Here is a 14,481-nt window from a genome sequence, read left to right as displayed (position 1 = left end):
ACCGTCCCTCATGACCACGCACGCCACCGACGACCTCGGCATCCACACCACCGGCCTCACCAAGTCCTACGGCGACCTCCGCGTCCTCGACGGCATCGACCTCGCCGTCCCGCGCGGCAGCGTCCTCGCCCTCCTCGGCCCCAACGGCGCCGGCAAGACCACCACCGTCCGGATCCTCGCCACCCTCACCACCGCCGACTCCGGCACCGTCCGCGTCGCCGGGCACGACACCGTCGCCGAACGCGCCCGGGTCCGCGCACTCATCTCCCTCACCGGCCAGTTCGCCGCGGTCGACGAACTCCTGACCGGCACCGAGACCCTGCGCGTGATGGGCCGCCTGGCCGGGCTCTCCCCGCGCGCCGCCCGTACCCGCGCCGACGAACTCCTCGCCCGGTTCGGCCTCACCGAGGCGGCCGGCCGCACCGCGAAGACGTACTCCGGCGGCATGCGCCGCCGCCTCGACCTCGCCGCGAGCCTGGTCTCCCGGCCGGAGGTGATCTTCCTCGACGAGCCGACCACCGGGCTCGACCCGCGCAGCCGCCAAGGGCTGTGGGAGCTCGTACGGGAACTGCGCGCCGACGGCACGACCGTGCTGCTCACCACCCAGTACCTGGAGGAGGCGGACCGGCTGGCCGACCGCGTCGCCGTGCTCGCCGACGGACGGATCGCCGCCGAGGGCGCCCCGGCCGACCTCAAGTCCCGTGTCGCGGGCCACCGGCTGGACCTGACCCTCACCACCCGGGCCGCCTACGAGGCGCTCGCCCCGCGCGCCGTGCACCACGCCCCGGAAGAACTCACGCTCGGCCTGGCCACCGACGGCACCGCCGCCCACATCAGGACCCTGCTCGACGAACTCGACCCGGACCGCACCGACATCGACCGCTTCGCCCTGCGCAGCGCCACTCTCGACGACGTCTTCCTCGCCCTGACGGGAGCCGGCCGATGACTGCCGTACCCATGAACGCCTTCACCCTGGCCGGCCGCAGCCTGCGCATCAGCAGCCGGCGGCCCGACGCGCTGATCGCCGCCCTGATGCTGCCCGTCATGCTGATGCTGATCTTCGTCTACTTCTTCGGCGGGGCCATCGACACCGGTACGGCGTACGTGACGTACGTGGTGCCCGGCGCCATGCTGCTCTGCGCCGGCTTCGGCGCGGCCTCCACCGCCGTCAGCGTCGCCGAGGACATGGGAAACGGCGTCATCGACCGCTTCCGCTCCCTCGATGTCGGCGGCATCCCGATCCTCGCCGGACACGTCGCGGCCTCGGTCGTGCGCAACCTGATCTCCACCGCCCTGGTCCTCGCCGTCGCCCTCGCGATCGGCTTCCGCCCGCAGGCGGGACCGGCCGCCTTCCTCGCCGCCGCCGGACTGCTGCTGACGTACATCACGGCGATCTCCTGGCTGGCCGCCGCACTCGGGCTGCTGGCCAAGTCCCCCGAGGCGGCGGGCGGCTTCACCTTCCTGATGATGTTCCTGCCGTACCCGTCCAGCGCCTTCGTCCCCATCGAGACCATGCCGGGCTGGCTCCACGGCTTCGCCGACCACCAGCCGCTGACCCCGGTGATCGAATCCCTGCGCGCACTGCTCCTGGCGCAGCCCGCGGGGAACGCCCCCTGGGTGTCGCTGGCCTGGTGCGCGGGGATCACGGCCGGGGCCGTGACCCTGGCGGCGGTCCTGTTCCGCGGCAGGACCCGCTGAGGGGCCCCTGTTCGGAGCCCCTCAGCGGGCCTGTGAGCCTGCCGCTCAGCTCAGTGATTGAGCGGGTAGGAAGTACGGCCCGTGGCCTCATCGATCTCGGCGTGGGCCTTCTGCAGCATCTGCGACGCGAGATCCATGAGCGCACGAGCGCCCGCGATCTCTTCCCCGACCCTCAGCTGCTCCGGGTCGGAGGGATGACGCAGGGCATAGCCCCGCGCCTTGATCTCGGAGCCGTCCCCGAGCCTGACCAGGGCCGCCGCACTGGTGCGGTGGCCCTCCTCGGTGAATTCGAGCTCCACATGCCACCCGACGAGCGTGGCCATGGTGCATCACCTCCAGGGGGTCACCCTTCCCTCCAGGGTGCGCCCGCGGGGGATACGACGCGAGCCGGGAGCCCGGCCCCTCCCGGGCGGGTCTACGGCGGAGGGATCCGGTTCGTGTACTCGCGGTCGACGGCCCGGACCCCGTCGACCGCCGCGAGCGCCGGGATCCGGTCCCCGGCGACGGTGCCGGAGAGCGTACCGACGAGGGGCTGCTCGGCCGAGACCGTCAGACCGGCCCGCCGCAGGGCTTCGACCACGTCTGCGAACCGGCCGGGGTCGACCGCGAGGATGACCCCGACCGGCTCGGACGTCTCGGACGACTCGCTCACGGGGCCTGCAGCAGACCCGCGCCGACGTCCCGTACGGGGTGCGTCAACGGGAGCGCGCTGGACATCAGGGTGGCCTTCAGATCGGCCGCGGATGCGTTGGGGTTCGCCTCGGCGAGCAGCGCGAGGACACCCGCGACGTGCGGCGTGGCCATGCTGGTGCCCGACATCGTCGCGTAGCCGCCGCCGGGGGCCGCCGAGCGCACGCTCACGCCGGGGGCCGCGATATTGACCTCGCCGCCCTGGCCGTTGATGCCGCCGCAGGAGCTGTGCGCCATCCTCATCGCCCTGTCCAGCGAGCCCACGGCGAGAATCGACGGGCAGTTGGCGGGCCGCTCGACCGGGGACACGAGCCCGGGCCGCCGACTGCTGTTGCCCGCCGCCGCGACGATCACCGTCCCCATCTCCAGCGCCCGTGCGGCCAGGATCTCGTACGTCTGCGGGAAGATCTCACCCGTCAGGACGCGAGCGCCGAGCGACAGGGAGATCACCTTCGCGCCGCGGGCGATCGCCCACTCGATGCCCGCCAGGATTCCGCCGTCCGGACCGAAGCCGTCGTTGGCGAGCACTTTGCCGGCGAGGATGCGCGCGTCGCACGCCACCCCGTAGCGGGGCCCCTGCTGGGGACTGGCCGGACCGGCGACGGTGCCGATGCAGTGCGTGCCGTGGCCGTGGCCGTCCTCGGCCGCCTGGCCGGGCACGAAGGACGCCGTCTCCTCGATGCACCCGATCAGGTCCGGATGTTCCGTGGCCACACCGGTGTCGAGGACGGCGACCTTCACCCCGCGTCCGGTCATGCCGGAGACGTTGGCCCTGATCACCTGCAGGCCCCAGGTCACGTTCTGTTCGTCCAGGGCCGGCCCCAGGGACACGGCCGCTTCGGCGAGGGAATGCCGGGCGACCACGTCCTCGTCGCTGCGGTAGGCCGGGTAGAAATCGGTCGGCGCCTGCTGCGGGGCGGTGATCGGTGAGGCGCGGACCCAGCGCTCCGGTTCGGCCGCGAGGATCGAACCCTCCGCCTCGGCCGCGGTCACCAGCGCGAAGCGCTTGTCGGGCGGTACCTCGACGACGGCCACGGACAGGTTCTCGAAGAGCACCGAGACGTCCGGACGCTCCAGGAGTTCGGCGACGTTCGCGGCCGCGGCTCCCCTGACCCGTTCCACGGGCGCGATGCTCGCGGAGGCGCGCAGTGCGTTCAGTCCGCTCTCCTGATCCCCCGGATCGAGCAGGACCACGTACCGGCCGGTGTACTCCGAGCCTTGGCCCGTACCGTTGCCGCCGTGCTGTTCGGGCGGCTCGCTGAAGGCACGCCTGTCCATGGGTCCGTTCGTCATTGGGTTTCCCGCTCTCTGTGCGCTGCCCCCGGTTCGTGGACGCGCCGGTGCACCGACTGGCGGATGCCGGAGAAGGTGGGGCGCGGTTCAGCCGTGTATCGGCCCGCAGTGCCGTCGCCCGCAAGGCCGTCGGCATCGCCCCCTCGACCACGGTCGCACCGGGTGCACGGGCCTGCAACACAGCGCAGCCAACCGGGTCCCGTCCGGGCACGGGCCCCTGCGCCCGCCTGAGTACCGGCACTCATGACCCCGCCCGCCGGGCCGGGTTGACTGGGGCTCATGACCACGGACCTCGACGCGGACCCGGCACCGGACACCGCCCGCCACCCGCGTGCCTTCGTCGCGCCGCTCGTCGCCACGCTGCTGACGCTGCCGATGGCCGCCGTCGCGTTCTTCTTCGCCGGGCTGTCCCCGATGGCCTGCGACTCCTGCGGGACCGCGGACGGCGACCGGTTCGACGCCTCGTACGACGTCGCCTTCCCCGTCTTCGGGCTCGGCCTGCTGGTGGTGCTGGTCGTGCTGGTCGCCGCCTGGGCGCTGCCCTGGCAGCGGCGGTACGCCGCCGCCAGGGTGTGGCTCGCCTTCGTCGCTCCGGCCGCCGTCGTCCTCGACGCCGTCGTCTTCAACGGCCTCGTCGACTGGCCCTAGGCCGTGGCGCAGGTCAGCGGGTCTCGCGCAGCCAGCCCGCGACCTCGGTCGCCCAGTAGGTGAGGATCGTGTCGGCGCCCGCCCGCTTGATGCCCAGCAGGGTCTCCAGGATGGCGCGGTCGCGCTCGATCCAGCCCTTCTCCGCGGCCGCCTCGATCATCGCGTACTCGCCGCTGATCTGGTACGCCGCCACCGGAACGTCCACCGCCTGCGCGACCCGGTGCAGGATGTCGAGGTAGGGGCCGGCCGGCTTGACCATCACCATGTCCGCGCCCTCCTCCAGGTCGAGGGCGAGCTCCCGCAGCGACTCCCGGGCGTTCGCCGGGTCCTGCTGGTACGTCTTGCGGTCGCCCTGCAGCGAGGAGGCGACGGCCTCGCGGAAGGGGCCGTAGAAGGCGGAGGAGTACTTCGCCGTGTAGGCGAGGATCGAGACGTCCTCGTGCCCGGTCTCGTCGAGGGCGTCGCGGATGACGCCGACCTGACCGTCCATCATTCCGCTGGGCCCGACCACGTGGACGCCCGCGTCGGCCTGGACCTGCGCCATCTCGGCGTAGCGCTCCAGCGTCGCGTCGTTGTCGACGCGCCCGTGCTCGTCGAGCACGCCGCAGTGGCCGTGGTCGGTGTACTCGTCCAGGCACAGGTCCGACATGATCACCAGGTCGTCCCCGACCTCGGCCTTCACGTCGCGGATGGCGACCTGGAGGATCCCGTCCGGCTCGGTGCCCGCCGTGCCCAGCGCGTCCTTGTTCTCGTCGGCCGGGACACCGAACAGCATGATCCCGGAGACCCCCGCCTCGACCGCCTCGACGGCGGCCTTCCGCAGCGTGTCCCGGGTGTGCTGCACGACGCCCGGCATCGCGGAGATCGCCAGGGGCTCGGTGATGCCCTCCCGGACGAACGCCGGGAGGATCAGGTCCGAGGGGTGCAGCCGGTTCTCCGCGACCATGCGCCGCATCGCCGGGGTGGTGCGCAGCCGGCGGGGCCGCGAACCGGGGAAGGATCCGTACGCGCTCATCTTCAGTCGCCTCTTCGAGCATCGACAGCAGTCCGGACAAGGGTAGAGCCCGGACCCCCCGCTCCCGGGCCCCGCCCGGCTCCCGCCCGGCTCCCGGCCCGCTCCCGGCCGGCCGTCGGTCAGTGCGGGACCTCGACCGACAGGTACGGTGCCAGCGCCCGCAGGAAGTCCGGTGCGTCGAACATCGCCGCGGCCGAGGCCACGCCCGTCGTCCGGATGCGCCCCGACAGGATGCGTTCGACGGCCTCCACCGCCAGCGGCGCGGTGACCGCGTAGATGTCCCGGCCGTGGGCCGTGGCACGGCGTTCGACGCCGCCCGCGCGGACCAGGACGTCGACGACGAAGGTCTGGTCCGACCGCCCGAGGTCGTCGACCGCCTCCGGCGCCGGTGTGTCCGCCCCGGCCAGGTCCCGGGCGGCCGCCACGGCCATGTACGTGCGCACTTCGGGCACGGCCACGTGGCTGGGCACGGTGACGACGTCGGCCATGGTGAACTCCGCGATCACCGCCCGCCGGCCGAGCGGCTCGGGGAAGACCCAGTCCTGCTGCGACAGCTCGTCGTCGTGGTAGCGCAGGGCGCCGTCGGAGAACCTCACCCGGCGGCCCCCGCGGCGCTCGTGGGACACCTCTCCGGCCTTCCTGGTGCCCGCCGTGGGCCGCCAGCTGCTCAGCCCGTACGCGACGTGCACCTCGTCCGCCGCGGTCCATTCGCCCATCGCCGCGCCGACCAGCAGGTCGCCCAGGCCTCCGTAGAAGGCCATCGCCGGCACCACGGGCACCCGCGCCGTGCGGGCCGCCCGCGTGTGGTCGGTGAACATCGCCGCATTGGCCTCGATCTCCGCCGCGACGTCGACGTAGGGGATCCCCGCGCGCAGTGCCGCCTCGACGACCGGGCCGCCCGTCACCGCGAACGGTCCGGCGGCGTTGACGACGGCCGCGGCTCCGGCGAGGGCGCGGTCCAGGGAGGCCGGGTCGTCCACCGCGGCCGGGCTGACGAGCAGGTCCGCGTCCTGGGCCGCCAGCTCCTCCAGCCGGGCTCCGTCACGGCCGGAGACGACGGTGGCGATGCCGCGCCTGCGCAGCTCGGCGACGATGAAACGACCGGTGTGCCCGGTCGCCCCGTATACGACCACCGGCCCCGCCGTACGCGCCTCGCCCGCCGTGCTCATCGTGCTCATCGTGCTCATCGTGCTCCCCGTCCCGTGCGCCCTGTGCGGCTCGATGCGCCCAGTCTCGGCGCGGGCCGTGCCCGAACGTGATGGTCCGGAACGACAGCACCCGTACACTTTCGGACATGCCCACTGTCGCCCTGGCGGCCGCCGGTCACCTGCTGCACTTCGAGCTGGCGGTGGCCCACGAGATCTTCGGCAACCCCCCGCCCGACGCCCCGCAGGGCTGGTACGACGTACTGCTCTGCGGCCCCGGCCCGGTGCGCGTCGGCCCGTTCACCGTCGAGCCCGAGCACGGCCTGGAGCGCCTGGTCCGGGCCGACACCGTGATCGTGCCCGCCTGCGCGGACGTGGACGAGCCGCCGCCGCCCGAGCTGGTCGACGCCGTACGCGCGGCCCACGCGGCGGGTGCCCGGGTGGCCTCCCTGTGCACCGGGGCCTTCGTGCTCGGCGCCGCGGGCCTGCTCGACGGACGGCGCGCCACCACCCACTGGGCACACGCCGCGGAGCTGGGCGCACGCCATCCGCTGGCCGAGGTCGACCCGGACGTGCTCTACACCGACAACGGCAGCGTGCTCACGGCCGCGGGGAAGGCCGCCGCCGTGGACCTGTGCCTGCACCTGGTCCACCTCGACCACGGCGCCGCCGTCGCCAACGCCGTCGCCCGCCGCCTGGTCATGGCGCCGCACCGGCCGGGCGGCCAAGCCCAGTTCGTGGCCACCCCGGTGCGAGCCGACGGCGACCACCGGCTCGCCGGGCTGCTCGCCTGGGCCCAGCAACGCCTCGACCGGCCGCTGACCGTCACCGACATGGCGCGCCGAGCCAGTACGAGCCCGCGCCACCTGGGACGGCAGTTCCGGGCGGTGACCGGCCAGACCCCGCTGCAATGGCTGCTGACCCAACGCGTACGGCGCGCCCAGGAGTTGCTGGAGGCCACCGACGAGACGATCGAGGCGGTCGCCGTCGCCACCGGCATGGGTACGGCGACGACGCTGCGCCGCCAGTTCAAGCGGATCGTCGGCGTCCCGCCCGACAGCTACCGCCGCGCGTTCCGCAGCGCGAACCCCACCTGACCGGCGCGCCGCCTCACCCGGCGGGTTCGTTCCTGAACCTCCACCGCCACAGCCCGTCGGCCCGGTGGTCTCCGGCGAGCTCCGGGCCCAGCGGGCCCACCTTCTCGTACGCCTCCGGCGTGCCGGGGTGGTCCCGGCAGGCCAGCGCGTAGGCGGCCATCAGCCGTTCGTCCTGTTCGTCGGCGTCGAGGAGCTCCACCAGCGCCCCGGTGACGGCCGGCGAGCGGTCGTGCCCCGACCTCACGGAGTACGCGGCCCGCACCCGCACCTGCGAGCTCTCGTCCCGGAGCAGGGCGAGCAGCACCTCGCGGTCCTCCTCCACATCGCAGTCCAGTGCCTCCGCCGCCCACGACCGCACCTCGCCGTCCGGGTCCCGGCCGAGGCCGCGCACCACCCGTGCCGTCTCCGGGTCCCCCGGCGCCTCGAACATGTGCGGCACCCGGCAGCGCACCCCCGGGTCCGGGTGTCCGGCGTACCGCAGGCCGAACGCCCGCGCCTGCGGATGGCACGTCTCGGCCAGCAGGCGGAGCACCGTCGCCAGCACCCCGCCGTCCGGTTCCACCGCCGCCCAGCCGGGGAGCAGCTCGGCGATCCGCTTCTCGTACCAGCGGTGGTGCCGGGTCATGCCGGCCATCAGCGTGCCCAGGCCCAGGAAGTCGGCGACGAAGCCCCGGTACGCGGGTGAGGGGTGCCGGTGGAAGTCCACCACCGCCTGCCAGGTTTCGGCGCTCCGCCGCGACAGGAGGTGCCAGAGGGCCGCGGACCGGTCGACGTGCTCCTCGTCCCCGTACGCGTCGGCCTGCCGTACGGCCCGGGCCATCAGTTCCCCGACCGGCGGCAGGATCCGCAGGTCCCCTTCCAGGACGGTCATGATCGCGCCGTGCCCGTCCCGTACGGTCCGCCCGCCGAGGGTGATCTCCAGGATCCGGTCGGACTCCCCGTCCCGCACGATCCGGGTCCGTGCCGGTCCGTCCACCCCCGTCAGGCGCCGCAGCTCCGCCTCCGCACCGGCCTCGTACCACCGCCGGGCGGCGGCGAGCAGCCGCTCGCGTTCCCGCACCGGCGCGGAGCCGCGTACCGCCTCCCACACCGCGGGGGAACCTCCCTCGACGGCCCGCGCCAGCGGGGTCGTGCCGTCCGGCAGGACCCGGTAGGGATCCGCGCCGCCCTCGACCAGTGCCCCCGCCGCCGCGGACGCGTACGCCGCGACCGCCGCGCACAGCACCGGCAGCCCGTCCCCGCCCGGCGTGTCCGGGTCCGCGCCTTCCGCCAGCAGGGTGCGGACCGTCTCCGCGTCCCCCGCCGCCACCGCTTCCGCCAGCCGGTCGTCCAGCTCCGTCATCCGCCCCCCTCGTCCCGGCGGGGATCCTCGCCGGGACGAGGGGGGACCGCAACCGGATTGCGCCCGGGCCGGAACGGGTGAGGGGCCCGGGTGCGATCGCACCCGGGCCCCTCACCCGTTCCGTGGGCCGGCGTCCCGGCCGGGCCTAAGGCGCTCACGTCGTACGACGCCGCCGCGCGCCCGGCCGTCGCTCGCTCGGCCGGAACACCGTCTCGCCGGCCTCCTTGGCCGCCTCGCGGCGCGCCGCACCGTACTCGGCGAGGGCCTCGGCCAGCTTCGACACCGACGGCTCCGGGGACAGGACGTCCACGCGCAGCCCGTGCTCCTCCGCCGTCTTGGCCGTCGCGGGGCCGATACAGGCGATGACGGTCACGTTGTGCGGCTTCCCGGCGATCCCGACCAGGTTGCGGACGGTGGACGAGGACGTGAAGAGAACGGCGTCGAAGCCGCCGCCCTTGATCGCCTCGCGCGTGTCCGCCGGCGGCGGCGACGCGCGCACCGTCCGGTAGGCGGTGACGTCGTCGACCTCCCACCCGAGCTCGATCAGCCCGGCGACCAGCGTCTCGGTCGCGATGTCGGCCCGCGGCAGGAACACGCGGTCGATCGGGTCGAAGACCGGGTCGTACGGCGGCCAGTCCTCCAGCAGTCCGGCCGCGGACTGCTCACCGCTGGGCACCAGGTCCGGCTTCACGCCGAACTCCACGAGGGCCGCGGCGGTCTGCTCGCCCACCGCGGCGACCTTGATGCCCGCGAAGGCGCGCGCGTCGAGCCCGTACTCCTCGAACTTCTCGCGGACGGCCTTCACGGCGTTGACCGAGGTGAAGGCGATCCACTCGTAGCGGCCCGTCACCAGGCCCTTGACCGCGCGCTCCATCTGCTGCGGGGTGCGCGGCGGCTCCACGGCGATGGTCGGCACCTCGTGGGGCACCGCGCCGTACGAACGCAGCTGGTCGGAGAGCGAAGCGGCCTGCTCCTTGGTCCGCGGTACGAGGACGCGCCAGCCGAACAGCGGCTTCGACTCGAACCAGGACAGGTCCTCGCGCCGCGCGGCGGCGCTGTGCTCACCGACCACGGCTATGACGGGCCGGGCGCCCTCGGGCGAGGGGAGCACCTTGCCCTGCTTGAACACCTGGGCGATGGTGCCCAGGGTCGCGCACCAGGTCCGCTGCCGCGTGGTGGTACCGGAGACCGTCACGGTCAGCGGGGTGTCGGGCTTGCGCCCGGCGCTCACCAGCTCGGCGGCGGCCGCCGGGACGGTCTCCAGCGTCGCCGACACGACGAGGATGCCGTCGCTCGCGCCGACCTCGCTCCAGCAGCGCGCCGAGGCGGTCTTCGCGTCGACGAACCGCACGTCCGCGCCCTGCTTGTCGCGCAGCGGGACACCGGCGTACGCGGGTACGCCCACCGCGGTCGCGACGCCGGGCACCACCTCGAAGGGGATGCCGGCGGTGGCGCAGACGAGCATCTCCTCGGCGGCGTTGCCGTCGAGTCCGGGGTCGCCCGTGACGGCACGCACGACCCGCTTGCCGGAGCGTGCGGCCTCCATGACAAGATTGGCCGCGTCCCGGATCACCGGGACCCCGGCGGCCGCTGACACTTCATCAGCAATCGTCAGCTGCGGCGTGTCGACGTTCGCCCGCGCATGAGTCCGTACGACCTCGAGCACCTCGGGCTCCGCGATCAGTACGTCCGCGGCGGCGAGCGCCTCGACGGCGCGCAGCGTCAGCAGACCCGGGTCGCCCGGGCCGGCACCGAGGAAGGTGACGCGTCCGTGGGCGGCGACGGCCGGATAGGCGGAGGTGGTCGGAATTGAGGGGTTCAAAGCGATCGCTCCCCCATCAGACCGGCCGCGCCCTTGGCCAGCATCTCGTCCGCGAGTTCGCGGCCGAGCGCCATGGCCTCGTCGTACGACTGGGGCACGGGACCGGTGGTGGACAGCTGCACCAGCGTCGTGCCGTCGAGGGTTCCGACGACGCCGCGCAGGCGCATTTCATTGACAGTCTCCCCGTCGGCCAACAGGTCGGCGAACGCGCCCACGGGTGCGCTGCAGCCTGCCTCCAGGGCGGCGAGCAGGGAACGCTCGGCGGTCACGGCGGCCCGGGTGTGCGGGTCGTCGAGTACGCCGAGAGCGGCGGCGAGGTCCGTGTCGGACGCGAGGCACTCCACGGCCAGGGCGCCCTGGCCGGGAGCCGGCAGGACGCTGTCGACGGACAGCAGGTCGGTCGCTTCGCCGCCGCGCCCGATCCGGTTGAGACCGGCGGCCGCGAGGACGACCGCGTCGAGCTCACCGTCGTGGACGAAGCCGATCCGGGTGTCGACGTTGCCGCGGATGGGCACCGTCTCGATCCGCTTGCCGAGCGACAGCGCCAGGTGGTTGAGCTGGGCGGTGCGGCGGGAGGAGCCGGTACCGATCCGGGCGCCGTCGGGCAGCTGATCGAAGGTCAGACCGTCCCGGGCGACGAGCGCGTCCCGCGGGTCCTCGCGGCGCGGCATGGCCGCGATCACGAGGTCGTCGGGCTGCGCGGTCGGCAGGTCCTTCAGCGAGTGCACGGCGAAGTCGACCTCGCCGCGCAGCAGCGCGTCGCGCAGGGCGGTGACGAACACGCCCGTCCCGCCGATCTGCGAGAGGTGTTCGCGCGAGACGTCGCCGTAGGTCGTGATCTCCACGAGCTCTACGGCCCGGCCGGTGACGGCCCGTACCGCGTCGGCGACGTGCCCCGACTGGGACATGGCCAGCTTGCTCCGCCGCGTACCGAGCCGCAGCGGCTGGTCGGGACGTGTGTTCATGATGCCCGTCCTGGGTCGTCGTCGTTCATCGGATCGGCCGCGTCCGCCCGGCTGACGGAAGCAACCGTCTGAGGGTCGAGGTCGAAGAGTTCGCGCAGCGCTTCCGCGTACCCGGCGCCGCCGGGCTCGCTCGCGAGCTGCTTGACGCGCACGGTCGGCGCGTGGAGGAGCTTGTCCACGACGCGGCGCACGGTCTGGGTCACCTCGGCGCGCTGCCGTTCGTCGAGGTCGGGCAGGCGCCCGTCGAGCCGCGCCACTTCCATGGCCACGACCTCGGCCGCCATGGCGCGCAGGGCGACGACGGTGGGCGTGATGTGCGCGGCCCGCTGCGCCGCCCCGAAGGCCGCCACTTCCTGGGCGACGATCCCGCGGACGGCGTCGACGTCGGCCGCCATCGGGGCGTCGGCGGACGCCTCCGCGAGCGACTCGATGTCCACGAGCCGGACGCCCGGGATCCGGTGCACGGCCGCGTCGATGTCCCTGGGCATGGCCAGGTCGAGCAGCGCGAGCCGGACGGCGGTCGCGTGGGGCTGCGTACGGGTGCTCCTGCGGGGCTGCCGCTGTGCGGCGGCCTCGCCCTGGTCGGCCCAGGTCCCGTGCAGTTCGAGGGAGTTGGCGTCGACCCCGGTCAGCGCGGAGCGCCCGTCGGGCCCGACGGGGCACCCGTCGCCCTCCACGGGAGCACTGATCGTCCGCGCGGCCCCGGCGTCGGCGAGCCGGCCGTGCGTCTGCGCGGCGGCGGCCAACCGGGCCACGACATCGGCCATGTCCGGCCCCGCCGAATCCAGCCCCGCCAGGGGGCCCCGCCCAGCGGTAGCTGGGGGAGATTGAGGCGCGGGCGACTGGGCCGGAGCCGAATCCAGCCCCGCCGGCGTTTGAGGCGCGGGGTCTGGGGCAGCGCCCCAGGAGACGGCGGCGAGGACGTCGTCGGCGCTCAGCACGAGCCCGGTGGCGCCGGTGCAGGACACGACCACGTCGACTCGTGTCAGCTCATCGGCGACCCGGGCCATCGGCACGGCCACCGCCGCGACCCCGGTGCCCGAGGCAACCAGAATCTCCGCGAGCCGCTCCGCCCGGTCGGCGGTCCGGTTCGCCACGACGATCTCGGCGACCCCGACGCGCGCCAGCGTCGCCGCGGCCAGCGAGGACATCGATCCGGCGCCGATGACCAGCGCCCGCTTGCCCGCGGCCCACTCGCCCACCGGCACGTCCACGGCCAGCTGTTCCAGGCCGAAGGTCACCAGCGACTGGCCGGCCCGGTCGATCCCGGTCTCGGAGTGCGCCCGCTTGCCGACCCGCAGCGCCTGCTGGAACAGGTCGTTGATCAGCCGCCCGGCGGTGTGGAGCTCCTGCCCCAGCGCCAGCGCGTCCTTGATCTGGCCGAGGATCTGCCCCTCGCCCACGACCATCGAGTCCAGGCCGCACGCCACCGAGAACAGGTGGTGCACCGCCCGGTCCTCGTAGTGCACGTACAGGTACGGGGTGAGCTCCTCCAGCCCGACCCCGCTGTGCTGCGCGAGGAGCGTGGACAGCTCGGCGACACCGGCGTGGAACTTGTCCACGTCCGCGTACAGCTCGATCCGGTTGCAGGTGGCCAGCACGGTCGCCTCGGTCGCCGGTTCGGCGGCGAGGGTGTCGTGCAGCAGCTTCACCTTGGCGTCCGCGGACAGCGAGGCCCGCTCCAGCACGCTCACGGGCGCGCTGCGGTGGCTCAGCCCTACGACGAGCAGGCTCATGCCGGCATCACCGCCGGCACGTCGCCGTCGGGGCCGCCCTTGCGCTGCTCGGCGGCGGTCCGCCCGGCCGGCGGCAGCACGGCCGCGGCGGCCGCGGCGCCGCCCGTGGAGGAGCTGCCGGAGGCAGCGGCGGCCGCTTCCTCACCGGCCTTGCGCTGCTCGTGGAAGGCGAGGATCTGGAGCTCGATGGAGAGGTCGACCTTGCGCACGTCCACGCCCTCGGGCACGGACAGCACGGTCGGCGCGAAGTTCAGGATGGACGTCACGCCCGCCGCGATCAGCCGCTCGCTGACCTGCTGCGCCGCGCCCGCGGGGGTCGCGATCACGCCGATCGAGACGCCGTTCTCCGAGATGATCTTCTCCAGATCATCGGTGTGCTGCACGGGCATGCCGGCGACCGGCTTGCCGGCCATCGCCGGGTCGGCGTCGATGAGGGCCGCGACGCGGAAGCCGCGCGCGGAGAAGCCGCCGTAGTTGGCGAGGGCGGCGCCGAGGTTGCCGATGCCGACGATGACGACCGGCCAGTCCTGGGTCAGGCCGAGCTCACGGGAGATCTGGTAGACGAGGTACTCGACGTCGTAGCCGACACCGCGGGTCCCGTAGGAACCGAGGTACGAGAAGTCCTTGCGCAGCTTCGCGGAGTTGACTCCGGCGGCGGCCGCGAGCTCCTCGGAGGACACCGTGGGCACCGATCGCTCGGAGAGCGCGGTGAGGGCACGCAAGTACAGCGGAAGCCGGGCGACAGTGGCCTCGGGAATACCTCGGCTGCGGGTCGCCGGTCGGTGAGTTCGGCCAGTTGCCACGATGCTCCTGCGGGATGAGCGGGGCTGCAGGCGGCCACTTGTCCCAGGACCGCCCCGTCGACAGCAGGCTATGCCTTTGTGAACGCGTGCACAAAGATTGTGTCCGGTTTGTCCGACCAAAGTGACCGGGGTCACGCAACTCCGGCACCTAAAGCCGGAACCATCGGCACGTCGAACCCGTTCAAATCCCAAAGGGGGCAAAACCGTGCACACTCCTCACAGATACG

The 14,481-nt window shown here is 73.6% G+C and carries 14 protein-coding genes; 4 read left to right on the top strand and 10 right to left on the bottom strand.

The genetic code is table 11. The annotated features are described in order from the left end of the window. Positions 1 to 10: 10 nt before the first annotated feature. Together ACXNSR_RS22245 and ACXNSR_RS22240 are read left to right on the top strand one after the other, a co-directional pair. Positions 11 to 946: an ABC transporter ATP-binding protein gene (locus ACXNSR_RS22245; protein ID WP_458637280.1), complete on the top strand. Its 936-nt coding sequence runs from the start codon at positions 11 to 13 to the stop codon at positions 944 to 946. Continuing rightward, a complete protein-coding gene (locus tag ACXNSR_RS22240) occupies positions 943 to 1,698 on the top strand; it encodes an ABC transporter permease (protein ID WP_458637279.1) in 756 nt (251 codons plus the stop codon). The genes ACXNSR_RS22245 and ACXNSR_RS22240 overlap by 4 nt, the downstream gene beginning before the upstream one ends. 50 nt (positions 1,699 to 1,748) lie before the next feature. On the opposite strand, the gene ACXNSR_RS22235 is transcribed toward ACXNSR_RS22240, so the two are convergent. The 3 genes from ACXNSR_RS22235 to ACXNSR_RS22225 all read right to left on the bottom strand — a co-directional run bounded on the left by ACXNSR_RS22235 (position 1,749) and on the right by ACXNSR_RS22225 (position 3,681). After that, positions 1,749 to 2,021: a DUF1876 domain-containing protein gene (locus tag ACXNSR_RS22235; protein WP_458637278.1), complete on the bottom strand. Its 273-nt coding sequence runs from the start codon at positions 2,019 to 2,021 to the stop codon at positions 1,749 to 1,751. Between the two features lie 92 nt (positions 2,022 to 2,113). Beyond that, a complete protein-coding gene (locus ACXNSR_RS22230) occupies positions 2,114 to 2,350 on the bottom strand; it encodes a hypothetical protein (RefSeq protein WP_458637277.1) in 237 nt (78 codons plus the stop codon). Next, a complete protein-coding gene (locus ACXNSR_RS22225; protein WP_458637276.1) occupies positions 2,347 to 3,681 on the bottom strand; it encodes a S8 family serine peptidase in 1,335 nt (444 codons plus the stop codon). The genes ACXNSR_RS22230 and ACXNSR_RS22225 overlap by 4 nt, the downstream gene beginning before the upstream one ends. 279 nt (positions 3,682 to 3,960) lie before the next feature. Between ACXNSR_RS22225 and ACXNSR_RS22220 the strand changes: the two genes are divergently transcribed. Further along, positions 3,961 to 4,329, top strand: coding sequence for a hypothetical protein (locus ACXNSR_RS22220; RefSeq protein ID WP_458637275.1), 369 nt, complete (start codon positions 3,961 to 3,963; stop codon positions 4,327 to 4,329). A 13-nt stretch (positions 4,330 to 4,342) separates the two neighbouring features. On the opposite strand, the gene hemB is transcribed toward ACXNSR_RS22220, so the two are convergent. Both hemB and ACXNSR_RS22210 read right to left on the bottom strand, forming a co-directional pair. Beyond that, the gene (gene hemB, locus ACXNSR_RS22215; protein WP_458637274.1) at positions 4,343 to 5,344 is read right to left on the bottom strand and encodes a porphobilinogen synthase; all 1,002 of its coding nucleotides are present in this window, start codon (positions 5,342 to 5,344) and stop codon (positions 4,343 to 4,345) included. Between the two features lie 119 nt (positions 5,345 to 5,463). Then, complete coding sequence (locus tag ACXNSR_RS22210; protein ID WP_458643360.1) at positions 5,464 to 6,513, bottom strand: saccharopine dehydrogenase NADP-binding domain-containing protein; 1,050 nt, start codon at positions 6,511 to 6,513, stop codon at positions 5,464 to 5,466. A 125-nt stretch (positions 6,514 to 6,638) separates the two neighbouring features. Between ACXNSR_RS22210 and ACXNSR_RS22205 the strand changes: the two genes are divergently transcribed. After that, positions 6,639 to 7,586, top strand: coding sequence for a helix-turn-helix domain-containing protein (locus tag ACXNSR_RS22205; protein WP_458637273.1), 948 nt, complete (start codon positions 6,639 to 6,641; stop codon positions 7,584 to 7,586). 13 nt (positions 7,587 to 7,599) lie between these two features. On the opposite strand, the gene ACXNSR_RS22200 is transcribed toward ACXNSR_RS22205, so the two are convergent. The 5 genes from ACXNSR_RS22200 to ACXNSR_RS22180 form a co-directional block, all read right to left on the bottom strand. Continuing rightward, positions 7,600 to 8,928 (bottom strand): HEAT repeat domain-containing protein, encoded by a 1,329-nt coding sequence (locus ACXNSR_RS22200; RefSeq protein ID WP_458637272.1) that lies wholly within the window; start codon positions 8,926 to 8,928, stop codon positions 7,600 to 7,602. 154 nt (positions 8,929 to 9,082) lie between these two features. After that, entirely contained in the window at positions 9,083 to 10,750 is a 1,668-nt protein-coding gene (locus ACXNSR_RS22195; RefSeq protein WP_458637271.1) for a bifunctional uroporphyrinogen-III C-methyltransferase/uroporphyrinogen-III synthase, read from the bottom strand. Next, entirely contained in the window at positions 10,747 to 11,715 is a 969-nt protein-coding gene (hemC, locus tag ACXNSR_RS22190) for a hydroxymethylbilane synthase (RefSeq protein WP_458637270.1), read from the bottom strand. Before hemC ends, ACXNSR_RS22195 begins: the two co-directional genes overlap by 4 nt. Continuing rightward, positions 11,712 to 13,451: a glutamyl-tRNA reductase gene (locus tag ACXNSR_RS22185; protein WP_458637269.1), complete on the bottom strand. Its 1,740-nt coding sequence runs from the start codon at positions 13,449 to 13,451 to the stop codon at positions 11,712 to 11,714. Before ACXNSR_RS22185 ends, hemC begins: the two co-directional genes overlap by 4 nt. After that, positions 13,448 to 14,254, bottom strand: coding sequence for a redox-sensing transcriptional repressor Rex (locus ACXNSR_RS22180; RefSeq protein ID WP_458637268.1), 807 nt, complete (start codon positions 14,252 to 14,254; stop codon positions 13,448 to 13,450). Before ACXNSR_RS22180 ends, ACXNSR_RS22185 begins: the two co-directional genes overlap by 4 nt. Positions 14,255 to 14,481: the final 227 nt, after the last annotated feature.

This window comes from Streptomyces sp. NC-S4, from assembly GCF_054353315.1.
Note: the sequence above shows the minus strand (reverse complement) of the source record. Positions and strands in the feature narration are given on the sequence as shown.